Origin of the sequence: Microbacterium sp. UCD-TDU (assembly GCF_000340625.1) — a bacterium.
Classification (GTDB): domain Bacteria; phylum Actinomycetota; class Actinomycetes; order Actinomycetales; family Microbacteriaceae; genus Microbacterium; species Microbacterium maritypicum.
In genome coordinates this window covers 336,652-359,605 of the sequence record NZ_KB454447.1, presented here as the reverse complement: position 1 = coordinate 359,605, position 22,954 = coordinate 336,652, and the positions used below count along the sequence as shown (strand labels likewise).

At 67.3% G+C, this 22,954-nt stretch carries 22 protein-coding genes, 1 other RNA gene and 1 pseudogene; 8 read left to right on the top strand and 16 right to left on the bottom strand.

Features of this window, described 5'->3' with window-relative positions; genetic code table 11:
- Window positions 1-35 precede the first annotated feature (35 nt).
- Complete coding sequence (locus D514_RS32050) at window positions 36-1,223, bottom strand: RimK family alpha-L-glutamate ligase (protein WP_017830470.1); 1,188 nt, start codon at window positions 1,221-1,223, stop codon at window positions 36-38.
- A gap of 17 nt (window positions 1,224-1,240) precedes the next feature.
- Here D514_RS32050 and D514_RS32045 point away from each other — a divergent pair, with 17 nt between their 5' ends.
- Window positions 1,241-1,729: an ATP-dependent zinc protease gene (locus tag D514_RS32045; protein ID WP_036323483.1), complete on the top strand. Its 489-nt coding sequence runs from the start codon at window positions 1,241-1,243 to the stop codon at window positions 1,727-1,729.
- Between the two features lie 18 nt (window positions 1,730-1,747).
- On the opposite strand, the gene D514_RS32040 is transcribed toward D514_RS32045, so the two are convergent.
- Window positions 1,748-2,176 (bottom strand): RDD family protein, encoded by a 429-nt coding sequence (locus tag D514_RS32040; protein ID WP_031206091.1) that lies wholly within the window; start codon window positions 2,174-2,176, stop codon window positions 1,748-1,750.
- Window positions 2,177-2,323: 147 nt separating this feature from the next.
- Between D514_RS32040 and glnA (D514_RS32035) the strand changes: the two genes are divergently transcribed.
- Window positions 2,324-3,748: a type I glutamate--ammonia ligase gene (gene glnA / locus D514_RS32035; protein ID WP_017830467.1), complete on the top strand. Its 1,425-nt coding sequence runs from the start codon at window positions 2,324-2,326 to the stop codon at window positions 3,746-3,748.
- Between the two features lie 202 nt (window positions 3,749-3,950).
- Window positions 3,951-5,084 carry an AI-2E family transporter gene (locus tag D514_RS32030; protein WP_017830466.1) on the top strand — a complete coding sequence of 378 codons (1,134 nt, stop codon included), beginning with the start codon at window positions 3,951-3,953 and terminating at the stop codon, window positions 5,082-5,084.
- Between the two features lie 34 nt (window positions 5,085-5,118).
- Here the strand turns inward: D514_RS32030 and D514_RS32025 are convergent, their stop codons facing one another.
- The 4 genes from D514_RS32025 to D514_RS32010 form a co-directional block, all read right to left on the bottom strand.
- Window positions 5,119-6,039: a diacylglycerol kinase family protein gene (locus tag D514_RS32025; RefSeq protein WP_017830465.1), complete on the bottom strand. Its 921-nt coding sequence runs from the start codon at window positions 6,037-6,039 to the stop codon at window positions 5,119-5,121.
- Between the two features lie 49 nt (window positions 6,040-6,088).
- Window positions 6,089-9,211: a bifunctional [glutamine synthetase] adenylyltransferase/[glutamine synthetase]-adenylyl-L-tyrosine phosphorylase gene (locus D514_RS32020; RefSeq protein WP_017830464.1), complete on the bottom strand. Its 3,123-nt coding sequence runs from the start codon at window positions 9,209-9,211 to the stop codon at window positions 6,089-6,091.
- Between the two features lie 9 nt (window positions 9,212-9,220).
- The gene (gene glnA / locus D514_RS32015) at window positions 9,221-10,558 is read right to left on the bottom strand and encodes a type I glutamate--ammonia ligase (protein WP_017830463.1); all 1,338 of its coding nucleotides are present in this window, start codon (window positions 10,556-10,558) and stop codon (window positions 9,221-9,223) included.
- A gap of 2 nt (window positions 10,559-10,560) precedes the next feature.
- Window positions 10,561-10,785, bottom strand: a complete 225-nt coding sequence (locus tag D514_RS32010; RefSeq protein ID WP_017830462.1) for a hypothetical protein — start codon at window positions 10,783-10,785, stop codon at window positions 10,561-10,563.
- 68 nt (window positions 10,786-10,853) lie between these two features.
- On the opposite strand from D514_RS32010, the gene ppgK reads away from it, so the two are divergent.
- Window positions 10,854-11,600: a polyphosphate--glucose phosphotransferase gene (gene ppgK, locus D514_RS32005; RefSeq protein ID WP_017830461.1), complete on the top strand. Its 747-nt coding sequence runs from the start codon at window positions 10,854-10,856 to the stop codon at window positions 11,598-11,600.
- Window positions 11,601-11,700: 100 nt separating this feature from the next.
- Here the strand turns inward: ppgK and D514_RS32000 are convergent, their stop codons facing one another.
- The 5 genes from D514_RS32000 to D514_RS31985 form a co-directional block, all read right to left on the bottom strand.
- Window positions 11,701-12,357 (bottom strand): YoaK family protein, encoded by a 657-nt coding sequence (locus D514_RS32000; protein WP_031206087.1) that lies wholly within the window; start codon window positions 12,355-12,357, stop codon window positions 11,701-11,703.
- Between the two features lie 142 nt (window positions 12,358-12,499).
- Window positions 12,500-12,856, bottom strand: an RNA gene (gene rnpB, locus D514_RS38200) — RNase P RNA component class A.
- A gap of 43 nt (window positions 12,857-12,899) precedes the next feature.
- Window positions 12,900-14,600, bottom strand: coding sequence for a bifunctional 3'-5' exonuclease/DNA polymerase (locus D514_RS31995; RefSeq protein ID WP_017830459.1), 1,701 nt, complete (start codon window positions 14,598-14,600; stop codon window positions 12,900-12,902).
- A 22-nt stretch (window positions 14,601-14,622) separates the two neighbouring features.
- Window positions 14,623-15,357: a zinc ribbon domain-containing protein gene (locus tag D514_RS31990; RefSeq protein WP_017830458.1), complete on the bottom strand. Its 735-nt coding sequence runs from the start codon at window positions 15,355-15,357 to the stop codon at window positions 14,623-14,625.
- 36 nt (window positions 15,358-15,393) lie between these two features.
- Window positions 15,394-15,816: a YchJ family protein gene (locus tag D514_RS31985; protein WP_017830457.1), complete on the bottom strand. Its 423-nt coding sequence runs from the start codon at window positions 15,814-15,816 to the stop codon at window positions 15,394-15,396.
- Window positions 15,817-15,858: 42 nt separating this feature from the next.
- Here D514_RS31985 and D514_RS31980 point away from each other — a divergent pair, with 42 nt between their 5' ends.
- The gene (locus D514_RS31980; protein WP_017830456.1) at window positions 15,859-16,707 is read left to right on the top strand and encodes an aldo/keto reductase; all 849 of its coding nucleotides are present in this window, start codon (window positions 15,859-15,861) and stop codon (window positions 16,705-16,707) included.
- A 38-nt stretch (window positions 16,708-16,745) separates the two neighbouring features.
- On the opposite strand, the gene D514_RS31975 is transcribed toward D514_RS31980, so the two are convergent.
- Complete coding sequence (locus D514_RS31975; protein WP_017830455.1) at window positions 16,746-17,699, bottom strand: L-lactate dehydrogenase; 954 nt, start codon at window positions 17,697-17,699, stop codon at window positions 16,746-16,748.
- A gap of 75 nt (window positions 17,700-17,774) precedes the next feature.
- On the bottom strand, window positions 17,775-18,662 hold the full coding sequence (locus D514_RS31970; protein WP_031206084.1) for a TIGR01777 family oxidoreductase: 888 nt from the start codon (window positions 18,660-18,662) through the stop codon (window positions 17,775-17,777).
- Window positions 18,663-18,733: 71 nt separating this feature from the next.
- On the opposite strand from D514_RS31970, the gene D514_RS39250 reads away from it, so the two are divergent.
- On the top strand, window positions 18,734-19,039 hold the full coding sequence (locus tag D514_RS39250; protein WP_236610994.1) for a hypothetical protein: 306 nt from the start codon (window positions 18,734-18,736) through the stop codon (window positions 19,037-19,039).
- Here the strand turns inward: D514_RS39250 and D514_RS0119545 are convergent.
- Window positions 18,965-19,588 (bottom strand): annotated as a pseudogene (locus tag D514_RS0119545) (alpha/beta hydrolase family protein); the annotation flags it as partial. The gene D514_RS39250 and the pseudogene D514_RS0119545 sit on opposite strands and share 75 nt — an antisense overlap.
- 230 nt (window positions 19,589-19,818) lie before the next feature.
- Here D514_RS0119545 and D514_RS31965 point away from each other — a divergent pair.
- Window positions 19,819-20,409: a GNAT family N-acetyltransferase gene (locus D514_RS31965; protein ID WP_017830452.1), complete on the top strand. Its 591-nt coding sequence runs from the start codon at window positions 19,819-19,821 to the stop codon at window positions 20,407-20,409.
- The gene (locus D514_RS31960) at window positions 20,406-21,200 is read left to right on the top strand and encodes a hypothetical protein (protein ID WP_017830451.1); all 795 of its coding nucleotides are present in this window, start codon (window positions 20,406-20,408) and stop codon (window positions 21,198-21,200) included. Before D514_RS31965 ends, D514_RS31960 begins: the two co-directional genes overlap by 4 nt.
- Before the next feature lie 163 nt (window positions 21,201-21,363).
- Here D514_RS31960 and D514_RS31955 read toward each other — a convergent pair whose 3' ends face one another.
- Window positions 21,364-22,470 carry a site-specific integrase gene (locus D514_RS31955; protein ID WP_017830450.1) on the bottom strand — a complete coding sequence of 369 codons (1,107 nt, stop codon included), beginning with the start codon at window positions 22,468-22,470 and terminating at the stop codon, window positions 21,364-21,366.
- Window positions 22,467-22,625, bottom strand: coding sequence for a helix-turn-helix domain-containing protein (locus tag D514_RS38515; protein ID WP_081603918.1), 159 nt, complete (start codon window positions 22,623-22,625; stop codon window positions 22,467-22,469). Before D514_RS38515 ends, D514_RS31955 begins: the two co-directional genes overlap by 4 nt.
- Window positions 22,626-22,954 lie beyond the last annotated feature (329 nt).

Here is a 22,954-nt window from a genome sequence, read left to right as displayed (position 1 = left end):
CGGCCGTCCTCCGGTGAGGGCGGCCGCGCTCTGTTTCACTCGGAGAGCGGCTGCCGTGGCAGACGACGGACCTTCGCACGACGGCGACGACGCTCCGGGACCATCGAGCGCATCTCGTCGAGCTTGCCGAAGCAGAACAGGCGGTCATCCGCTTCCAGCACGACGTGCTTGCGCGGGTTGGGGATCACGCTGACACCGCGATGCAGCGTGAGTACCGTGATGTCCCGTTCCCACAGACCTGCTTCGCCCAGGGTCTTGCCGACCAGGTCGACCGCGCCGTGCACCATGAGTTCGGCGACGCCGTAGCCCGTCGAGACCGTCAGGCGCTGGCGCACGTCGATCTCGGGGAACGCCACCTGACCGGCGATGTAGTCGATGATGGCGCCCGCAACGTCGAGCTTCGTCGCCGTCTCGATGCCCTGCAGCCCTGGCGAGGAGTTGACCTCCATCACCAGTGGACCGTCATCACCTTCGAGCATGTCGACGCCGGCCACGCGCAAGCCCATGATCTGGGCCGAGCGCACGGCTGCGCGCTCGTAGACGGGGTCGAGCTCGATCGCCTCCACCGAACCACCGCGGTGCACGTTCGATCGGAACTCGTCTCCTGCCGCCGATCGTCGCATGGCGGCGACGACGCGATCGCCGACGACCAGCGCTCTGATGTCCCGGCCACGGCTCTCGGAGATGAACTTCTGGATGAGCACGTTCTGCTTGGTGGAGTGCAGGGTCTCGATGATCGCCTCGGCGACCTTCACCTGCGGTGCGAGGATGACCCCGATCCCCTGCGTGCCCTCCAGGAGCTTGATGACCACGGGCGCTCCCCCCACACGCTCGATCGCAGGGCGCACGTCCGCACGGTTGCGCACGAATGCCGTCGGCGGCATCGCGATGTTGTGTCGGGAGAGGATCTGATTCGCGCGCAGCTTGTCGCGGGCGCTCGAGATCCCGTTCGCGGTGTTCGGCGTGTAGACGTCCATCTGCTCGAACTGTCGCACGACGGCCGTGCCGAAGTACGTGATCGAGTTGCCGATGCGCGGCAGGATCGCGTCGTAGTCGCTGAGCTGACGACCTCGATAGTGCAGGTCCGGTTCCTCGGCGGTGAGGTCGATCGCGAAGCGCAACGTATTGAGCACCTTGACGTTGTGCCCGCGTTGAAGCGCGGCTGCACGCAGCCGCTGGGTGGAGTACGCCTGCGGCGCGCGGGAGAGCACTGCGATCTTCACGGGGATTTCCTGCCAGGATGTATCAGGTGAGTAGGTCTACCCATTCAAACACCCTTACGGGGTGGCGAGAGTGGGTGAGCCTGCCCGATCTCGGCGTCGACTGGCTCAAAGCCAAGATCGACACCGGTGCGCGCACCTCGTCGCTGCACGCTTTCGACATCGTCGAGTTCGAACAGGACGAGCAGCCCTGGGTCCGTTTCAAGGTCAAACCCTGGCAGGACAGCCAAGAGGACGCGGTCGTCGTCGAGTTGCCGGTCCACGATCGTCGCGCGGTACGGAGCTCTTCCGGTCACGCCCAGGAGCGACTCGTGGTCGAGCTGCTCATCCGTCTCGTGGACCGCGAGGTGCTGGCCGAGGTCACTCTGAGCAATCGCGACGAGATGGGCTTCCGGATGCTCATCGGACGTGAGGCTCTGCGCCGCGGGTACATCGTCGATCCTGCGCGCTCGTTCCTCGGTGGAAGGGCGCCGCGCGAGGCACGCCGGCGCAACCGCGGTCGCGCCTGAATCCGTCCGACCGAATGGTCAGGTGCGGATCAGAACCGTGCCGACCGCCTTGTCGTGCAGACCGCGCTGATCGGCGTCCCAGATCACCGCCGGCACGACCACCACGAGCAGGAGCGTGCGCACGATCGGACGCCACAGTCCGACCCAGCTGCCATCCATGCGCGCCAGACGCATGCCGAGGATACGGTGCCCAGGGCTGCCGCCCGCGGTCGGGATGAAGACGATCTGCAGCACCGCGAACACCAGCATCGGAGCGAACTGGCTCAGGCCGGCTTCCGTCGGCAGCGCGAACTGGTTGAACCCGAGGAATCCGGTGGCGATGATCGTCGCCGCCGCGTAGTCGATCAGGAGCGCACCGATGCGGCGTCCGGGGCGGGCGATGCTCCCGGAGCCGGATTCGGGGAGTCCGAGTCGTTCACCGGGGTACGCGTTCACAGCATCCGTCACTCCCCCAGCCTACCCAGCGCGATATGCCGCGCGGACGCCGTCGCGCCTGTAACACGCCCGAAACAAAGCGGATACCGTAGAGAAATCCCCCGTCCGTACTCTGCAGAGTGGCCGTGAAGCCATCGATCCGCATTACAGGAGTCGTACATGTTCAAAGATTCGTCCGAGGTACTGACCTACATCAAGGAGAACGACGTCAAGTTCCTTGACATCCGTTTCACCGATCTCCCGGGTGTTCAGCAGCACTTCAACATTCCTGCATCGACGGTCGACGAGGCTTTCTTCACCGACGGCCAGCTGTTCGACGGCTCCTCGATCCGTGGTTTCGCCAGCATCCACGAGTCCGACATGCAGCTCATCCCCGACGTCACGACGGCGTACGTCGACCCGTTCCGCGAGGCGAGCACGCTCGTCATGCTGTTCGACATCTACAACCCGCGCACGGGCGAGATCTACTCGAAGGACCCGCGTCAGGTCGCCAAGAAGGCCGAGAAGTACCTGACCTCGACCGGGATCGCCGACACCGCGTTCTTCGCCCCCGAGGCGGAGTTCTACATCTTCGACGACGTCCGCTACAACGTCACCTCGAACTCGAGCTTCTACAGCGTCGACTCGGAAGAGGGCGCCTGGAACACCGGCCGCGAGGAAGAGGGCGGAAACCTCGCCAACAAGACGCCGTACAAGGGCGGCTACTTCCCGGTCAGCCCGGTCGACAAGACCGCCGACCTGCGCGACGACATCACCCTCAAGCTGATCGACGCCGGGTTCATCCTCGAGCGCTCGCACCACGAGGTCGGCACCGGCGGCCAGCAGGAGATCAACTACCGCTTCGACACCATGGTCCACGCGGCGGACGACATCCTCAAGTTCAAGTACATCGTCAAGAACACCGCCGAGGAGTGGGGCAAGGTCGCGACCTTCATGCCCAAGCCCCTCTACGGTGACAACGGCTCGGGCATGCACACCCACCAGTCGCTGTGGAGCGACGGCAAGCCGCTGTTCTACGATGAGGCCGGCTACGGTCAGCTCAGCGACATCGCGCGCTGGTACATCGGCGGCATCCTGGCGCACGCGCCCGCGCTGCTCGCCTTCACCAACCCGACGCTGAACAGCTACCACCGTCTGGTCAAGGGCTTCGAGGCTCCGGTCAACCTGGTCTACTCGGCCGGAAACCGCTCCGCCGCGATCCGCATCCCGATCACCGGCTCGAACCCGAAGGCCAAGCGCATCGAGTTCCGTGCGCCTGATGCCTCCGGCAACCCGTACCTCGCCTTCGCCGCGCAGCTCATGGCCGGCCTCGACGGCATCAAGAACCGCATCGAGCCGCACGAGCCGGTCGACAAGGACCTCTACGAGCTTCCCCCCGAGGAGGCCAAGGACATCCCGCAGGTCCCGAACTCCCTGCTCGACTCGCTCGACGCTCTGGCGGCCGACCACCAGTTCCTCCTCGAGGGCGGCGTGTTCACCAAGGAGCTCATCGAGACCTGGATCTCCTACAAGTACGAGAACGAGATCCTGCCGATGGCGCAGCGTCCGCACCCGTTCGAGTACGAGCTGTACTTCGGCGTCTGACGTCCAGAACATCGCGAAGAGCCCGCCTCAGCTTCCGCTGGGCGGGCTCTTCCGCGTTGTCGCACGATGTCGGATCGACGCTCGAGTGACGTCGCGGACACCGGACGTCACCACGCCGCGCCACCGGCTTGACCGCGCGGCATCCAGGGTGGTCAACTGGTGAGTCTGACCATCGACCGGGGGAATCATGCGCCGTAGAAGAGTGACCGCGAACACCGAGCTGCGCACCCCGGCCGACCCCCGGCCCTCTCAGCCCTCGAATGCGGTCGCCGCATACGCCAGAACCAACCCGTTCATGTTCGGGCTTCTCGGTGCCCTCGGCGTGCTGGTGGCGCTGGGTATCGGAAGCGTCGTCGGTCAGCTCGCGACCGTGCTCGTCTACATCGGCGTCGCAGTGTTCCTCGCCCTCGGCCTCGATCCGATCGTCACCTTCATCGAGAAGAAGCTCCCCCGCCCTGCCGCCGTCACGATCGTGGTCGCCGCGGTCGTCCTGGCATTCGCGGGCGTCATCCTCGCGATCGTTCCGCTGCTCGTCGAGCAGATCAGCAACCTGATCAAAGACGGACCGCAGATGATCAAGGACTTCATGGCCAGCGACTGGTTCAAGGACGTCAGCGGACAATTCGGCTCCACGATCGACGACGCGGTTCAGGGCATCCTCGGCTTCGTACAGGACCCGAACAACTTCCTCGACATCGGCGGCGGCGTGTTCGCGGTGGGTGCGGGCATCGCCGGCGGCTTCACCGGGATCACGATCGTCCTGATCCTGACGCTCTACTTCATGGCGTCGCTTCGCAGCATGAAGCACGTCGCCGCCCGCTTCGTCCCGGCCTACCAGCGCGACACCTTCAGCAGCCTCCTCGAAGACGTCTCCGGCGCCGTCGGTCGCTACGTCATCGGTCAGGTGAGCCTCGCGCTCGTCAACGGAATCCTGAGTCTCATCTTCCTCAGCATCATCGGCGCCCCGGTGCCGGCCCTGCTCGCGCTCATCGCGTTCATCGGCTCGATGATCCCGCTGGTCGGAACGCTGACCGCGTCGATCATCAACTCGCTGATCTGCCTCTTCGTCTCACCGCTGACGGCGCTGATCGCGATCATCTACTACCTCATCTACATGCAGATCGAGGCGTACGTGCTCTCGCCGCGCATCATGAGCAAGGCTGTCGCCGTCCCCGGCGCCCTCGTGGTGATCGCCGCGGTCGCCGGTGCTGCGCTGGGCGGCATCCTGGGCGCACTCGTGGCGATCCCCGTCGCCGCGAGCATCATCATCATCATTCAGAAGGTGACCTTCCCCGCGCAGGATCGGAAGATCGTCCCGCCGCCCGTCACCCGCTGAGAGGCCGGCACCGGGACGGCGAGCTCGATGATCCTCAGCGGACCAGCAGCGCACCAGGTTCGACGCGCACGTCGAACGCGGTGACCTCGCCCATCTCCTCGCCGTCGATCTCGAACACGAGCGGCGTCTTCAGCTCGACCGAGATGGTCTCGACCGGCAGATGACGGGCGGACTCGGTGCTGACGGCCTCATCCGTGGCGCCGAAGAGTCGGCGGATACCGTTGTCCCACACGAAAGAGCGCAGCGTGTCGAGCCACTGCAGCGCGCCATCGGCGCTGATCATGAGCACGTCGAGCTTGCCGTCGTCGAGAACCGCGTCCGGGAGCAGGCGGATGCCGCCCTGCACCATGCCGCAGTTGCCGATGAGCATGGTGTGCCCTCGCACGGCGACGGCCTTCTCGCCGTCGATCCCCAGGGTGATGTCGGTCATCTCGGTGCCGGCCAGTGCACGGCCCATCGCCTCGACGTAGGCCAGCCAGCCGGCCTTGGACTTGAGGTCGTCGTCGGTCTCCACCAGCATCTGCGCATCGACGCCGAAGCCGACCATCACGGCGAACGCGTGCTCGGTGCCGTCGTACGAGACCCAGCCCAGGTCGATGCGTCGAGGCTCGGCGTCGCGAACACGCTCCAGCGCGGCCTTCACGTTGTTCAGCGGAACCTCGAGGTTGCGCGCGAGGAGGTTGCCCGTCCCCTGCGGCACGATCCCGAGAGCGGTCTCCGATCCCGCCAACGACTCGGCCACGGCCCGCACGGTGCCGTCGCCGCCGACCGCGATCACGATGTCGCGGCCGTCCTCGCGGGCCTCGCGAGCCATGCCGCGACCCGGGTCCTCCGGGGTGGTCTCCCACCAGCGGATGTCGTACTGATCATCGAATACACCGCTCACCGCGGTCTGCAGAACATCCTGCTCGACCTTCGAAGGGTTCCAGACGATGCCGATTCGCGCGTGGGTCATATCGTCAGCTTGGGACACCGCGTCCGATACCGCAAACTGGGACTGCCGATCAGCCGTAGAAGAGCTGCTCGAACGTCTTGCGTGCACGCCGCGTCACACCGAGGTAGTCCTCTTCGAGCTCGGTCGCCGAGCGGTCGGGATACCCGAGCAGTCTCCCGATCGCGTCGAGCTGCCTGCGGTCCGCGGGCAGCACATCGCTGGTCTGACCGGTCAGCAGGGTGATCGCCGAACGGAGGCGGCTGGAGAGCAGCCAGGCCTCACGAAGACGTGCGGCATCCTCCTCGGTCACGAAGTCCGCTGCCACCGCGGCCTCGAGCGCACCGAGGGTCGATGTCGTGCGCAGTCCGGGAACGGCGTGCGCGTGCTGCAGTTGCAACAGCTGGACGAGCCACTCCACGTCACTGAGCGAACCGGGCCCGAGCTTCAGGTGACGCCGGGGATCTGCGCCCTGCGGCAACCGCTCCCCCTCGACCCTCGCCTTGATGCGCTTGATCTCGCGTGTGCCCTGCAGGTCGACCGACTCCGGGTAGCGGATCGTGTCGGCCAGTGCCGTGAACCGCGCGATCAACTTGGCGCTCCCCGCCACGCCGCGGGCCCGGAGCAGCGCCTGGGCCTCCCACGACAGCGACCAGCGCCGGTAGTACTCCGTGTACGCCTCGATGGACCGCACGACGGGGCCGTTGCGCCCCTCGGGGCGCAGGTCGGCATCGAGGTCCAGCGGCAGGCGGTGGTCGGTGAGATGCTCGCGCAGCCCCGCCACGATCTGCGTCGCGAGTTTCTGCGCGCGCTGCGGATCGACGCCGTTCGCATCGTAGACGTAGAGGATGTCGGCGTCGGAGCCGAAGCCGAGCTCGGCACCGCCGAACCGTCCCATCGCGATGACGGCGAAGTCGAGCGCCTCGTCCTCCGGCGGAACGACCTCGCGGATCACCGCACGCAGGGCCGCTTGGATGGTCGCCTCGGTGATCTCGGTGAGCGCCGTGGCGACCTCTTCGATCGTGAGCACGTCGAGAACAGCACCCATCGCCGTGCGCAGGAGCTCTCGCCTCCGCAGCGCCCTGACGGCGCGAAGAGCGTCGCCGATCGTCTCGTGGCGCGTCTGTATCGCGCGCGCCTCCTCGTCCAGCGCGGCGGCACCACGAGGCCGCAGGCGTCCCGTGCTGTCCAACCAGGCCACAGATTCCGGGATCCACTCCAGGAGCTCGCCGATGTAGCGCGAGGNGTCGCCGATCGTCTCGTGGCGCGTCTGTATCGCGCGCGCCTCCTCGTCCAGCGCGGCGGCACCACGAGGCCGCAGGCGTCCCGTGCTGTCCAACCAGGCCACAGATTCCGGGATCCACTCCAGGAGCTCGCCGATGTAGCGCGAGGAGGACAGCAGCCGGGTGAGGCTCTCAGCCGCACCGGAGGAGTCGCGCAGCATCCGCAGGAACCAGGGGGTGTCCCCGAGACGCTCGCTGATGCGGCGGAAAGCGAGCAGCGCATAATCCGGATCGCTGCCGTCTGCGAACCACCGCACCATGATGGGCATCAGGTGGCGCTGGATCGTCGCCTTGCGGCTGAGTCCGCTCGTGAGGGCGCCGATGTGTCGCAGGGCTCCCGCCGGATCGCGGAAACCGATCGCCGCCAGACGGTCGTGGGCCTGGGCGGCGGAGAGCGTACGCTCCTCCTCCGGCAGGCCGGCGACAGCGCTCAGCAGCGGACGGTAGAACAGGCGGGTGTGGATCTCACGCACCTCGCGTCGCACGCTCTCCCAGCGCGCCCACACCCGCTCACCGCTCTCGGCGAGCCCGGTGCCCCTCGCCAGGATCCGCAGACCGGCGGGAGTGCGTGGCATGAGATGCGTGCGGCTGAGCTCGCGCAGCTGGAGGCGATGCTCCATCAGGCGGAGCAGCCGATAGTCGTCGGCGAACGCGGCGGCGTCGACCCGCCCGATGTAGCCGCCCTCGACCAGCGCGTCGAGGCTCTCGAGCGTGCCACGGGTGCGCAACGACTCATCGGTGAGGCCGTGCACGAGCTGCAGCAGTTGCACGGTGAACTCGATGTCGCGCAGGCCGCCGGCGCCGAGCTTGAGCTGGTACGGGGCGTCCTCGGGATCGATGTGCTCCATCACGCGCTCGCGCATGCGCTGCACGCTCTCGACGAAGTCCTGTCGGGCGGCGCTGGACCAGATCTTCGGCTGCACCGCGGCGATGTAGTCGGCGCCGAGCTCGACGTCGCCGGCGAGCGGGCGCGCCTTGAGCAGGGCCTGGAACTCCCAGCTCTTCGCCCAGCGGTCGTAGTAGGCCAGGTGCGACGCGAGCGAGCGGACCAGAGCGCCCTGCTTGCCCTCGGGACGCAGCGCGGCATCCACCTCCCACAGCGGGGGCTCCACCTCGATCGCATCGAGGTTGCGCATCGTCTCACGCGCGAGACGGGTAGCGATGTCGATGGCGCGTGCCTCCGTGACGACCTCTTCATCGCTGCTGCCGCCGACGAAGATCACGTCGACATCGCTGACGTAGTTCAGCTCCCGCGCTCCGGCCTTTCCCATGCCGATGACGGCGAGGCGCGTCGCCGCCACCTCGCCAGGACCCATCGAGTCCCGCAACCGGGTCCTGGCGACCGCGAGCGATGCTTCGAGTGCGGCACCGGCGATGTCCGCCAGCGCCGCCGACACCGGTGCGATGATCGTCTCCGGTGCAGGATGCGACAGGTCGTAGGCGGCGATCGCTGCGAGATTGCGCCGATACGCGACTCTGATCGCGACGACGGCATCGTCTCCGGACGACTGCGCGAAACCGTCGTGCGCACCCACCGAAGCCAGCAGACGCTCGCGCAGTTCCTCGGACGACGGCAGCCCGGTGAGGGGTCCTTCCAGGATGGTCAGCTGCTCCGGATGACGGAGGAAGAAGTCGGCGAGCCCCTCGGACGCACCGAACACCCGCCAGACCCGTCGACGCGTCTCCTCGTCGACGAGGAGTCTCCGCAGCGGCGCCTCGTCCCGGCGCGCCACTCTGAGCAGCCCGCGCACGGCGGCATCGGGATCCGCCGCATCCGCAGCTTCGAGCAGCACGGTGCGCGGCTGGTCGAGGATGGTCGCCAGCTCCGACAGGGACGCTGCCGCCTCACTCAGCTCGGCGAAGCCGAGTCTGGCCAGCGCGGAGAGCGAGACGGAATCGTCCGGACGGGCCATGCGCGCCCCTCAGAGAAGCTCGAGGTTGTTCTTCAGCTCGAGCGGGGTGACCTGACCGCGGTAGGCCTCCCACTCCTTGCGCTTGTTGAGCAGCACGTAGTTGAACACCTGCTCCCCGAGCGTCTCGGCGACGAGTTCGGACGCCTCCATGTACTCGAGGGCGTGGTCGAGGCTCGCCGGCAGCGCCGAATAGCCCAGAGCCCGTCGCTCCGCGTCGCTGAGCGCCCAGACGTTGTCCTCGGCCTCCGGCGGCAGCTCGTATCCCTCTTCGATGCCCTTGAGCCCGGCCGCCAGCATGAGCGCGTACGCCAGGTAGGGGTTCGCGGCCGAATCCAACGCACGGTACTCCACGCGCGACGACTGCCCCTTGTTGGGCTTGTACATCGGCACGCGCACGAGCGCGGAACGGTTGTTGTGGCCCCAGGTGATGAAGCTCGGCGCCTCGTCGCCGCCCCACAGGCGCTTGTAGGAGTTCACGAACTGGTTCGTGACGGCGGAGATCTCGTTCGCATGCTTGAGCAGGCCCGCGATGAAGTGCCGCCCCGTCTTGGAGAGCTGGTACTTCGCGCCCTCCTCGTAGAACGCGTTCTGATCGCCTTCGAAGAGCGACATGTGCGTGTGCATGCCGCTGCCGGGCTGACCGCTGAGCGGCTTCGGCATGAACGTCGCGTAGACGCCCTGCTCGATCGCCACCTCCTTGATCACCGTGCGGAACGTCATGACGTTGTCGGCCGTGGTCAGCGCATCGGCGTAGCGCAGGTCGATCTCGTTCTGACCGGGGCCGCCCTCGTGGTGGCTGAACTCGACGGAGATGCCGAGATCTTCCAGCATGCGCACGGAGCGACGGCGGAAGTCGTGCGCCGTGCCGCCGGGCACGTTGTCGAAGTAGCCGGCGGAGTCGACGGGCACGGGGCCGTCGGGTCCGAACGAGGACGACTTCAGGAGATAGAACTCGATCTCCGGGTGCGTGTAGAAGGTGAACCCGGCGTCCGCGGCCTTCGCGAGCGTGCGCTTGAGCACGTGACGCGGGTCGGCGACGGCCGGCTGGCCATCAGGTGTCGTCAAGTCGCAGAACATGCGCGCGGTCGGGTCGATCTCACCGCGCCAGGGCAGCGTCTGGAACGTCGTCGGATCGGGCTGGGCGAGCAGATCGGATTCGTAGGTGCGCGTCAGCCCCTCGATCGCCGACCCGTCGAATCCGATGCCTTCTGCGAAAGCCCCCTCGACCTCGGCGGGCGCGATGGCCACCGACTTGAGAGTGCCGATCACGTCCGTGAACCACAAGCGCACGAACTTGACGCCGCGCTCCTCGATGGTCCGGAGGACGAAGTCCCTCTGCTTGTCCATGGCTACTCTGCGCCCTGGCCCTTTGCGTCGCCCTTGGCATCCCAGCCCTGCTCGACGGCCTCTTCCTCGGCCCAGGAACGCGCGCGCTCCTTGACGACCTCGGGAGCACGGCGGGCCTCGGCCTCCGTGTCGAACGGACCGATGCGGTCGATGGCGGGCGAGATCATGCCGAACTCGATCTCGCCAGTCGCAGAGTTGTACCAGTACTTGTGGTCGCCGTCAGACATGTCTGCCCCTTCTTCACGTGATGTCATCGATCCTACTGGCGCGCACCGCGGTCGCTAAGCTATCGCCCATGGCAAAAGCGATCGGCGTCGACATCGGCGGCACGGGAATCAAAGCAGGAATCGTCGACCTCGAGCACGGCGTCATGGCATCCGACCGGGTGCGGGTCCCCACTCCCGAGGGCGCATCGCCGCAGGACGTGCTCAACGCCGTGAAGACCGTTCTGAAGACGCTCGACGTGCACGAGTCGACGCTGCCGCTCGGGGTCGCCTTCCCGGCGATCGTCAAGCGCGGCAAGACGCTCTCGGCCGCGAACGTGTCGAAGGAGTGGATCGACTTCGACGCCGAACGATTCTTCCGCGACGGCCTCGGCCGCAACATCGTGTTCGTGAACGACGCCGACGCCGCGGGTGTCGCCGAGGCCCGCCACGGAGCGGCCAGGGATGTGCGCGGCTTCACGCTCCTCACGACCCTCGGCACCGGCATCGGATCCGCATTCCTCTACGACGGGGTGCTGCTGCCGAACACCGAGCTCGGTCACCTCAACTTCCGCGAGTTCGAGTCGGTCGAGACGTACGCCGCGACGTCGGCACGCGAGCGGGAGAACCTCAGCTGGGCGGAGTGGGCCGAGCGCCTGCAGGCGTTCTACTCGCACATCGAGTTCCTGTTCAGCCCCGACCTGTTCGTGGTCGGCGGCGGGGTCTCGAAGAACGCCGGAGACTTCCTGCCGCTTCTCGACCTCAAGACGCCGATCGTCCCGGCGATCCACCGCAACAACTCGGGCATCATCGGCGCCGCATCCCTCGCCGGCGACTGATCCACGACCGTTCTGACGCCGAAGACCCCGATGACGGCCGTCGTCATCGGGGTCTTCGCGTGTTCGCCCAGGTGCGGGCCGGAGCCTTCCGCCCAGCCGCTCAATCGCTCGGCTGTTCCCGTCGGACGCGGGTCCTCATGGCCAGACCCACACCGGCGGCGGCGAGCACGAGGGCGGCGAGGAGCAACGCGGGGCCGCTTCCGAGGCGGTGCGCCGCAGCACCGACCACGGCGCCGCCCGCGAGCGATCCCCACAGCAGGAGAGGGCGGCGCCAGGCGGATCCGGAACGCCCGGTGAGAAGCGCCGCGACCGCGAGCCCCAGGCTGACCAGCGTGCCGGTCGCGTACGTGATGGCGACCCGCGCCCGTCCGTCCGAGAGGTACAGGGTGTTCAGCGCTCCCATGGCGAAGGCCAGCATCCAGAACCGAGCAGGGCTCGTCGGTGCGACCGCAGCGAGGACGGCACTCAGAGCGACGGTGGACGCGGATGCCGCCACCGCCCAGGCACGCCGTCGCCCGTTCCCGCCGACCATCGCGCCGACGGCGACGCCCAGCACGAAAGCCACCACCAGTGTCAGGGGCAGAAGCGACGACGCCAATCCCTGCTCGAGGATGTCTACACCGGCCTGGGTCGAATTGCCGCTCATGAAAGAGACGAAGAAGCCGCCGGTGTCGATGAACCCGATCGCATCCACATAGCCCGCGACGCCGCTGAGCACCAAGGACAAGGCCAGACCCCGTCGTGTGACATCTCTCATGACGTAGGCCTCATGGACGTGCCTTTCTGGGTGGCTACTCCGAGCCTAGGCGGTCCGGTCCGCCGCGCCCTCCCTGAGAACGGCGCTCTGGGCGCGCTGCCGGGACTCGGGCGGAAGGAGACCTGATCAGATCTTCTTTATGCGAATGGGCCGACCTGTACGCCGGGTTCTGTTCCGGGGTTCTTCGCCCCTTCGACGGCCATCTCTCTCGGCGACACGTTGCCGTGGCACTCTAGCGGTCTACCCGAGGACTCGGCGAGCCGCGTCAACATCCTCTGTCTGACCTTGCTCCGGACGAGGTTTACCTGGCGGGCCATGTCACCATGGCCCCCGGTGGTCTCTTACACCACCCTTTCACCCTTACCCCTTGCGGGGCGGTCTACTCTCTGTGGCACTTTCTCGCGGATTGCTCCGGGTGGGCGTTACCCACCGTCCTGCCCTGAGGAGCCCGGACGTTCCTCGGTGCGGTTGCCCGCAACGCGGCCGTCCAGTCGACCCATTCGCGTCTCCAGTCTACGTTCTCCGAGACCCGCGGCCTGCGGCTACTTCTGCGCAGACTCCGCGATGCGCAGATCGAGTGGCACGTCGATCGGGAACGAGCCGAACAGTCGCGTCGTCGCCGTGGCCGCCGCCTCGCGCACGGCCGCGGCCGCCGCCTCCGCATGTTCGAGCGGAACGTGCAGGATCACCTCGTCGTGCAGGAAGAATGCCAGGTGCGGGGAGCGTGCGAACGGACCGGGGGCCGCAGCCTCGGCGAACACCTCGGGGATCTGCTGCAGGCGGTGACGGATCTCGGCCAGCCAGATCAGCGACCACTCGGCAGCCGTGCCCTGAACGACGAAGTTCCGTGTGAACCGCCCCCAGTCACGTGCCCTGCGCCGAGCGAGGGCCACCACCGCGGGATCGGCATCGGCATCGGTCGCCTCGGATTGCAGTCGCATCCACTCCACCGACGGGCGAGGTGATGATCGGCCGAGCCAGGTCGACACGATGCCGCCGTCCTCCCCCGTGCGTGCCGCGGCGTCGACGAGTGCCATGGCGCGCGGGTATACCTTCCGCAGCCGCGGAACCAGCCGGCCGCTGTCGCCCGTCGTGGCACCGTACATCGCACCGAGGACCGCATACTTCGCCTCATCGCGAGTGGCGACCGCCCCGGAAGCGACGACGCCCGCATAGAGGTCGCTCCCCCTGGCCGCACGAGCCATCGCCTCGTCGGCCGCCATCGCGGCGAGCATCCGCGGCTCGAGCTGCGCGACGTCGGCCACGACCAGCGTCCACCCGGGGTCGGCACGCACCGCAGGGCGCAGACTCCGCGGAAGCTGGAGCGCTCCCCCGCCGGCAGAGGCCCATCGCCCGGTGACGACGCCTCCAGGGATGTACACGGGGCGGAACCGGCCCTCATGCACCCATTCCGCCAGCCACGCCCACCCGTTGGCGCTGAGCAGCCGGGAGAGCTTCTTGTACGCCAGCAGCGGTTCGACGACCGGGTGGTCGTGCTCGGCGAGCTCCCACCGGCTCGTCGACTCGACCTGCACCCCGACGCGGTGCAGCGCCCTGAGCAGCTTCTGCTGACTGTCGAGATGCAGTGAGGCATCGCCGAGGAGCTCGCGCACACGATCTCCGAGTTCGAGCATGCGACTCGGCACGCCGCCGGCGACCGGGCGGGTGCCCAGGGTGTCGGTGAGGATCGCGTCGTGCACGCCCTCGTCCCACGGCAATCCTGCGGCCCGCATCTCCTCCGCGATGAGTCCGCCCGCTGATTCCGCTGCGCACAGGAGCGTGAGACGCCCATCCGGCGCCGCGGCGATCACGCGGCGCTGCGCCCGGTACTGATCCAGAGTCGCGGCGATCGCATCTTCACCGCCCACCTCATCGAACACATCGAAGAGGGACGGTGCCGCCACGGTCGGTTCCCGCCGCTCCCACTCCTGAGAGGCCGGGAGCGGCGTCGGCACCGAGGAGGTGTCGCGCAGAATCGCATGACACAGCACCAGGTCGTGACTGCGAGTGATCCGCACTCCGGTTCCGAGGAGAAGCGCGTAGGTTTCAGCGGCGGTCCGCATGATCCATCGCGGGGCGTCTGATGCCTCGGCGGTGCGGACCCAGTCCGGGAGGTCATCGGTACGCAGCGACGTGCGATCCTGCTCCTCGTCGTTCCCGTCGAGCTCGACGGCGACGTACTCGTGAGCGCCGACGGAGATGAGCGCGATGCGTCGTTCGACGCCCGACGCCGGCGCTGTCATCGCCGGCGAGCGGAGGCACCGCTCATGCGAGCCCGGACTCCTCGGTACGCACGAGGATGCACCCGCACTCGGGGCAGGAGACCACGAGGTCGTCCGCCGCGCGGCGGATGTCGTTCAGATCGGTGCTGGGAAGAAGGATGCGGCAGCCTTCGCAGTTGCCACGGGTGAGCAGCGCGGCACCCGCACTGTTCACGGCGCGACGGGCGTACTCCGCCAAGAGCTCGGGCGACACTCCCTCGGCGACGGCTGCCCGATCGCGGGAGAGCTGCGCACCCAGGTCGGTGGCGACAGCGACATCGGCCTTCGCCTGTGCGGTGAGCGCCGAGCCCTCGGCTGTCGTCGCGTCCAGAAGCGCCTGCTGGGCGGCGAGGGCGGCTTCTGCCTCTTCCAGTCGACCCATGACGTCGAGTTCGGCGTCTTCGAGGTCGCTCTGGCGCCGGGCAAGGCTCGCGAGTTCGTGCTCGAGCGCCTGCGCGTCCTTCGAGTTCGTCGACGCTGCGAGGCGCTCCGCATCGCGATTCCGACGCGCCTCGACGACGGCGACGTCGGACTCCAAACGCTTCAGCTCGGTGCGCACGTCGTCGCGGGTGCCGGCGAGAGCGGTCAGCTCGCGCAGCTGCTCCTGACGGATGGCGACGAGCTCGGTGATCCGCCCCGCCTGGCTCGGCTTCGTTCGGGCACGCTCGGCCTGCGCGATGCGCCGGTCGAGGTCGGCGATGTCGAGCAGGGTGCGCTGGTTCTCGGGGCTGGCGTTCACGCTTCCAAATCTAGTCGCTGTCGCGACATCCGCCCATCAACGCACGTCACCGTCGACGTAGTACCAGTGCCGGTCCTCGCGCACGAAGCGGCTGCGCTCATGGAGCGAGCCCCTCGCAGCGCCCTGCCGCCAGAACGCCTCGAACTCCACCACACCCTCGCGGTCGAAAGGGCCTCCAGCCGCGCGATCGATCACCAGCAGCCTTCGCCACTCGAGGTCCGGCTCGAAATCGATCGTCTCCGGCCTCGTGGCCGGGTGCCAGGTGCGCAGGAGGTGCCCGGCGTCGTGGAGGCCGAACGCGGTGTAACGCGAGCGCATCAGACGCTCTGCCGTCGGCGCGGGCGCACCTTCGAGCAACGGCCCGCAGCAGCCGCCGAAGACGTCTCCTGAAGCACACGGGCAGCGATCCTGGTCCTCGATCACGGCGTCATCCGACGCCATCTCCGCCTCCGTCGTCATCCCCTCAGCGTACGCTCGGGGAAAAGGCCAAGAAGGAGCACCGTGACCACTCAGCCCGTCGTCCCCTCGTTCACCGCCCACAACGGGTTCGCCCTCCCGGCCATCGGCCTCGGCACCTACGGACTCCTCGGAGATGCCGGAGCAGACGCGGTCGCGGGAGGCATCGGCGCGGGTTACCGTCTCGTCGACACGGCGTTCAACTACGAGAACGAGGGTTCGGTCGGCCGTGGCGTCGCGGCCGCCGATGTGCCGCGCTCCGAGGTCATCGTCACCACGAAGCTCCCCGGCCGCCACCACCCGTCGGCGAAGGCACGCACCAGTATCGAGGAAAGCCGTTCTCGCCTCGGGCTCGATGTGACGGATCTGCACCTGATCCACTGGCCGAATCCCCTCCAGGGCGAGTACGTCCAGGCGTGGACCGCGCTCGTGGACGCCCAGTCCCGCGGCGTCGTCCGACAGATCGGCGTCTCCAACTTCCTTCCGGAGCACATGGAGCGCCTCGAGCAGGAGACCGGGATCCGACCCGTCGTCAATCAGATCGAGGTGCATCCGTACTTCCCGCAGGAGGAGCAGCTCGCGTATCACCGGGAACACGGCATCCTCACCGAAGCGTGGAGCCCGCTGGGGCGGGCGAGGGAGCTCTTCGACGAGGCCGTGATCCACGAGATCGCTGCGGCCCGCGGGATCACGACCGCCCAGACCGTGCTGGCCTGGCACGTCGCCCGCGGTACGGTGTCGATCCCGAAGGCGTCGTCGCTCGATCATCAGGTCGCGAACCTCGCGGCTGCGCAGATCGTTCTCGACGACGCCGAGGTGGCGGCGATAACCGCTCTCGGACGTCCGGACGGACGCCTGTTCGACGCCGACCCGAGAACTCACGAGGAGTCCTGACGCAGACGCGCCTCAGCGGCCCTGCGTCACCCTCCTGCTCACGGCCGCAATGATGCGGCGGCGGCCGTGAGCGCGTCGGCGGACTGCCGAAGCAGCGCCAGCTCACCCTCCGAGAACGAGGTGTTCCGGATCGGCACGGCACCCTTCGCGCTCACGATCGACGGCACCGAGAGCGCCACACCGTCCAGCCCGTGGAAGTCGCGCAGCACGGTGCTGACGGGCATCACGGCATGCTCGTCGCTCAGGATCGCTTCGACGATGCGTGCACTCGACAGTCCGATCGCGTAGTTGGTCGCCCCCTTGCCGAGGATGACCTTGTACGCGGCGTCGCGCACATCGACGGCGATCTCCTGCAGTTCGTCAAGGGTGAAGCGAGGGTGGCCGGGCGTCTCCCACTCCAGGATCGGCACGGTGCCGATCGTCGCGCGAGACCAGAGGGGGAACTCGGTGTCGCCGTGCTCTCCGATGATGTGCGCGTGGACGCTGGCGGTGGAGACACCGGCTCGCTGGGCGAGCTTCCACCGCAGCCGCGAGGTGTCGAGCACTGTTCCGGAGGCGAAGATCCGCTCGGGCGGAAGCCCGGTCTCCTCCTGCGCGATGACCGTCAGCACATCGCACGGGTTCGTGACGATCACATAGATCGCGTTCGGGGCGACCTCGAGCAGATCGGGCATCATGCTGCGGATGATGCCCGCATTGACCTCGGCGAGCTCGATGCGGGTCTGACCGGGCTTCTGCTTCGCGCCCGCGGTGATCACCACGACGTGCGAGCCGGCGGCGACCGAGATGTCACTGCCGCCGATGATGTCGCTCGAGCCCGTGAACTGCGTGCCGTGGGCGAGGTCGAGCACCTCTGCCTCGACCTTCTCGGTGGCGATGTCGTACAGCGCGACATGACGGGCGGAACCCCGGATCAGTGCCGCATAGGCGACACTCGACCCGACGCTTCCTGCGCCGACGACCGTGAGCTTCGAGTTCTCGATGATCTCCATGCGCTCAGTCTCGCAGTGGGGAACCCCGATCAGCGAGCGATATCGCCGGATCAATATGTTCCACAGCGGAGAAGGTCACAGAGCGGCGGCGACCGCCTCCGTCGCGGTCGTATGCGTGAACCGGAAACCCGAGCGCTCCAGCACCAGCGGCCGCACGTCGGCATCGGGCAGCAGCAGCGAATCGGCCGCGTCGCCGAGAGCGAATCGCAGCGCCCACGCCGGCGCCGGCACCCAGAACGGCCTGTGCATCCGAGCGGCCAGGGCTCGGCCGATGTCGTTCGCAGACGCCGGTGTCGGTCCCGTGAGGTTGACCGGCCCCGCGATCTTCTTGTCCAGGATGTGGCGGATCGCCCGCACCTCGTCGTCGAGCGAGATCCAGGGCCAGATCTGCGTCCCGCGCCCGAGCGGCCCGGAGACGCCGAAGCGGGTCAGCTGGATGAGCGGCTTGAGAACTCCGCGCCGATGGATGACCGGAGCCGTGCGCAGCAGCGCGACCCGGGTGTGGTCTTCGGCTTGACGCGCCTCGGCCTCCCAACGCACGGTCAGATCGGCCAAGAAGGTCTGCCCCGCAGCGGAGTCCTCGGTGAGGACCTCGCCGGGCGCAGAGCCGTAGTAGCCGACGGCCGATGCCGAAACGAGGGCCGGAGCGTCGGAGCGCAGCGCACGAAGCGCGGTGGTCAGCGTGCGCGTCGCTCCCAGGCGCGAGTCGATGAGCTCCTGACGGTAGCCACGCGTCCAGGGGAGTCGCCCGACGCTGGCACCGCCGAGTGCGACGACCGCATCGGCTCCCGCCAGCACCTCGGGATCGAGCGCGCTCTCCCCCGGCTCCCACTGCGCCTCGTCCTCCGACCGCGGCGGGCGGCGGACGAGGGAGGTGACCTCGATGCCGTCGGCGCGCAGGGCTGAGGCGAGGGCGGAGCCGATGAGGCCCGATGCCCCGCTGATGACGATGCGTCTTGCCATCGGAAGGCGTCCTCTTCTCCGTCGTCGAGTAGTACTTCGCCCCAGCGTACGCGCCTCGGATCCCGTGCGCGGTGGGACCTGCACGTGTCGCCTCGGAAGTACCGACAATCCACGCGGCGCAAGAACGTGGCATACGCATCGACGACGCCGGCGGCGAGAAGCGCTCGGGGCCAGAAGATGCCGACCGAAGCACCGATGAACTCATTGTCGTCGACGGCGGGCCGCGCAAGGGAGTGAACGGCGTCGAAGTGCTCGACCGTGAGGTTCTCACCGAAAACCCGCTTGTAGACGGTCTCTGTCTCACGCATGTCGACGTTGCGATCGCGTTCGCCGGCCATCAGGAGGACGGGGATGTTCGCGTCCGCTGCGTCACGTAGATCGAGGGTGGCGTCGGCGTCGAAGTTCTGCGCGACGAACAACCAGCGTGCCCTGGTCATCGGCGACTCCTCGGTCGTGACGGCGAGGTAGTCCTCGTAGCCCGCGCGGCTCTCCAGGATTCCGCGTATCTCGTCGCTTTCGACAAGGGCGTGCGACCGCTCTGAATCGGTTGCTCCGTCGTGATCAAGCTCCGCCAGCAGGTTGTATCGACCTTGCGAGAGCCAGTTGATCGCCGTGCCCACCGCGACGACGGCATCGATGTCCTCCCGCTGGGCGACCACCTTCGGAAGCACCCACCCTGCCTGACTGGCGCCCCACAAGACGATGCGGTCGGTCGGGAGCCCGGGCTGCGCGAGAGCCCAATCGACAACCGCGGACACCTCATCAGCGCGATCGTCCATGGTCTGAGCCAGCCAATCCCCCGTGGAGCCACCCACACCTGGCTTGTTCCATGACAGCGTCGCGAACCCGGCATCCGCCGCGCCCTCGAACCACGGCGAGTACAGTCCGCCCTGCGTCGCGTCGACGGCAGCATCCCCATGAACCATGATCACGACGCCACGGGCGTCGACACCGGGCGGCATCGTGAGAACCCCATCGAGTTCACCGTTGGCGGTAGGGATGCGAACCGCCGTCTGCTCGAACCTGTAGTCGTTGCCCACGACGATCACGCCCACTGCAACCAGTGCCAGCACCGCGGCGGAGCCGACCCACTTACGGATGCCGCGACTAACTTTCATTCTGTTCACGTTCGTAGCATATGTGATAGTTTCAGCCTATGGGTGCTAGAGATATTGCCATCGGATTCGACGATTCGGAACGCATCCGTGTCGGTTCGCTCTACTGGGAGGCTTTCCACCGCAAGCTTCAGCCCGCCTTCGCCGACGAGGAGACAGGTCTTCGAATCGTTCGGGCTTCCCTGCGCGCAGAACGGATGTTCGTCGCTCGCGTGCAGGACGTCGTGGTCGGAGTGTGCGGGTTCATGGACCAGGGCATCGGGGCTACGCGTCTCTCCTGGGTGGCTCTCAAGTCGGCACTTCCCCTTCATCAGGCCGTGCGTGCCGCTCTCGCGACGAGCGTGCTCGCTCGGAGCGAGGCAGGCGACCGGCTGGTACTCGACGGCATCTGCGTCGACCGGGCGCATCGCGGAGGCGGGATCGGTACGGCACTCCTCGGCGCGGCCGAACAGCATGCGCGCGAACGTGGACTCCGCGCGGTGCGGCTGTCTGTGGTCGACAGCAACCCGCGCGCCGAGGCGCTCTATCGCCGTCGTGGATTCACGACGGTCGACGGCGGGTCCCTCGGGCTGCTCGGCTACGTGTACGGGTTCGACCGATATACCGTGATGGAGAAGGAGGTGTCCCGTTGAACACGCAGATCTCGCCCCGGACCATCATCGAGGCGCTCCTCCCTTTCGATGGCGCTGCGAACCTGGGCATCATCTACGACACGGCGAATCGACTGCAGGTCGGCGACCAGCCCGTGCGCCTGGCACTGCGACGCCTCATCTCGACCGGGGACATCACCCAGCACGGCCGCGGACGCAACGGCACCATCGAACTCACCGAAGCCGGAAGAGCACGCCTCGAACGCGAGCGGATCGGACTCCGCCTCGCGTTCGCCCAGGATGCCGACCAGGCACCGTGGGACGGCTACTGGCATCTCCTCGCACTCAGCGCCCCCGAGAGCGAGCGCGCGGTTCGCGACACATTTCGTCGGGAGATGCACGCGCTGGGCGCCGTGTCGATCTCCACGGGTCTCTACCTCACCCCCCACGCCATCGACGCCGCCCTCGCCCCGGAGCTCGACCCGTACCTGGTCACCGCGAGCGTCACCGCGCTGACCGTGCGGGGGACCGACAGAAACGAAGACATCGCCGAAACACTCTGGCCTGCCCGCGACACCGTCATAGCGTATGAAGCACTGGAGGCGGCCCTCAGCGTCGACATCAGCGACCAGGAACCGGTCGCGCGCCAGCTCATACTCGCGGAATCACTGGATGCGGCATTGCGGGATGACCCCCTCATCCCCCTCGAACTCCGCCAGACGACGTGGCCGCCCACCGCGGTTCGCCAGCGCTGGCTCGCCCGCTGGCGAGAGGCGACGGCGTCTGCTCCCGACCTTCACGTCTACCAGGGGTGGCTCTCTCGCGACGCCTGAGCACGCACAGTGATCGCGCGGGCGCTCCGCGAGCGAGTGTCGCCCGCGGCGAGAGGGGGGTGTGGTGTGGGCCCTGCCGGGATCGAACCGACGACATCCACGGTGTAAAGGTCACCGAACGCAGGGCACTCCTGATTTCTCACGTTACATACGTTGCAGGAGCCTACCCGGATTGCCGCTTTGTCGTCCTGGGGGGCCGCCTGGGGGCCGCGCTCAGGACCGCATTCATCCGCGCGATTGCTGCCGTGTCGGCGTCGCTACCCATGTAGTGGCTGTACGTGTCAGCAGTGAGCTTCGCGGTGCTGTGACCCAGCCAGGCCTGGACCGTCTTCAGGTCCACGCCGCTCTGGAGCCAGAGCGTTGCCGCCGTGTGCCGGAGGTCCTGGACGCGCCGCCCCATGCCGTGCTGAGTCCAGTGCGCGTCCCGCTTCCAGTTGTTGCCCGAGCGGAATGAGCCGGTAGCGGAGGGGAACACCAGATCCTCCGGCTTCCGCGCGGCTAGCAGCGGAAGGATGATCGCGGCGGCATCGTCCGTTAGCGGCACCGTACGCGGCTTCCCGCCCTTCGTGATGTTGCGCACTGGCTCGCCGTCAGGCTTCGACCGAGAGATACGCAGCGCCGGATACGGGAGCTGTTGAACGTCCCGCACACGGAGCGACACCAGCTCACCCCACCGCAGCCCCGTTAGACCCAGCACCAGCGCGATGTCCGCACTGGCCTTCGAAGTGGTGTTCAGGAGTCGGGAGTGGACCGCGCGCAACTCTGCCAGCGTGAACGGAAAGATCTCGCGCCGCTCGCGCTGAGCCGTGCCGGAGGGGACCTTGGAGGCGGTCGCCGGATTCTTGGCGATCAGCTTGTGGTCCACCGCCCAGCCAAAGAAGGCGGAGAGCGTCTGCCGGAAGCGCACCACCGTGTCCCGTCCCAGCGTCCGCAGCATCGTCGTATACAGCGAGTTGAGGTCGTTGGTGGTCACGGCGCTCAGCGGGCGGCTACGTAGCGTCTGGGCATGTTTCAGGGCATAACCCTCGTTGGTGAACGTGCTGGACGCGATTGCACCCTCACGCCCCGCGTGCCAACGGTCCAGAGCGACCCCCAGCAGTTCTTTTCCTGCACGCGGGTCCACATACTCCCCGAGATCGAGTGCTCGCTTCTGGGACGCCTGCCATGCTTCGGCATCCCGCTTCAGATCAAACGTACGATCTGCGACCTTCGCACGACCCGACTTCACCCTGACGCGCCACCGTCCGGAGGGCGTTTTCGAAATAGTCATGACCGATTCCCCTCGACCCATTCCGCGAGTTCGTCGATCTGGTAGCGGAACACCCCCAGGAGGTTGACGAACGGCGGGCCACCTTCGGACGACCTCCACCTGCTCAAAGTTGCTTCAGACACACTCAGCACACGGGCTACTTCCGCGCTTGTCATCAATCGTTCCAATCAGTTCACCGATCACCTGTCTCTCTCTGTTCGTCGGCAAGACTGACACACCTCGTTCCTCTTGTCCAGCGTTGGCAAATACGAATGTGGAATGCAACTAAACACCTGTTCAGATGGTATTTAATTTTGCCCCGTACGGCGCCAACTTTCATCGCACTGCGATGGTCTTTCCGAGGAGCATCGGTCACCGCTCCAGAACTCCCGAGGCGCGAAGGACCGCCACTTCACAGCGCAAAAGACTCCCGTCTTCGACCGGCCATTTCAGGTAGAGAAGAAAAGACTTGACTTAGCATTATAGAACCCGTATTCTACGCTCC

Coding starts and splice junctions, on each gene's coding strand:
- D514_RS32045 (WP_036323483.1), top strand. CDS start 1,241: ATGTATCAGGTGAGTAGGTCTACCCATTCAAACACCCTTACGGGGTGG.
- glnA (WP_017830467.1), top strand. CDS start 2,324: ATGTTCAAAGATTCGTCCGAGGTACTGACCTACATCAAGGAGAACGAC.
- D514_RS32025 (WP_017830465.1), bottom strand. CDS start 6,039: ATGACCCACGCGCGAATCGGCATCGTCTGGAACCCTTCGAAGGTCGAG.
- glnA (WP_017830463.1), bottom strand. CDS start 10,558: ATGGACAAGCAGAGGGACTTCGTCCTCCGGACCATCGAGGAGCGCGGC.
- D514_RS32010 (WP_017830462.1), bottom strand. CDS start 10,785: ATGTCTGACGGCGACCACAAGTACTGGTACAACTCTGCGACTGGCGAG.
- ppgK (WP_017830461.1), top strand. CDS start 10,854: ATGGCAAAAGCGATCGGCGTCGACATCGGCGGCACGGGAATCAAAGCA.
- D514_RS32000 (WP_031206087.1), bottom strand. CDS start 12,357: ATGAGAGATGTCACACGACGGGGTCTGGCCTTGTCCTTGGTGCTCAGC.
- D514_RS31995 (WP_017830459.1), bottom strand. CDS start 14,600: ATGACAGCGCCGGCGTCGGGCGTCGAACGACGCATCGCGCTCATCTCC.
- D514_RS31985 (WP_017830457.1), bottom strand. CDS start 15,816: ATGACGACGGAGGCGGAGATGGCGTCGGATGACGCCGTGATCGAGGAC.
- D514_RS31975 (WP_017830455.1), bottom strand. CDS start 17,699: ATGGAGATCATCGAGAACTCGAAGCTCACGGTCGTCGGCGCAGGAAGC.
- D514_RS31970 (WP_031206084.1), bottom strand. CDS start 18,662: ATGGCAAGACGCATCGTCATCAGCGGGGCATCGGGCCTCATCGGCTCC.
- D514_RS31965 (WP_017830452.1), top strand. CDS start 19,819: ATGGGTGCTAGAGATATTGCCATCGGATTCGACGATTCGGAACGCATC.
- D514_RS31955 (WP_017830450.1), bottom strand. CDS start 22,470: ATGACTATTTCGAAAACGCCCTCCGGACGGTGGCGCGTCAGGGTGAAG.
- D514_RS38515 (WP_081603918.1), bottom strand. CDS start 22,625: ATGACAAGCGCGGAAGTAGCCCGTGTGCTGAGTGTGTCTGAAGCAACT.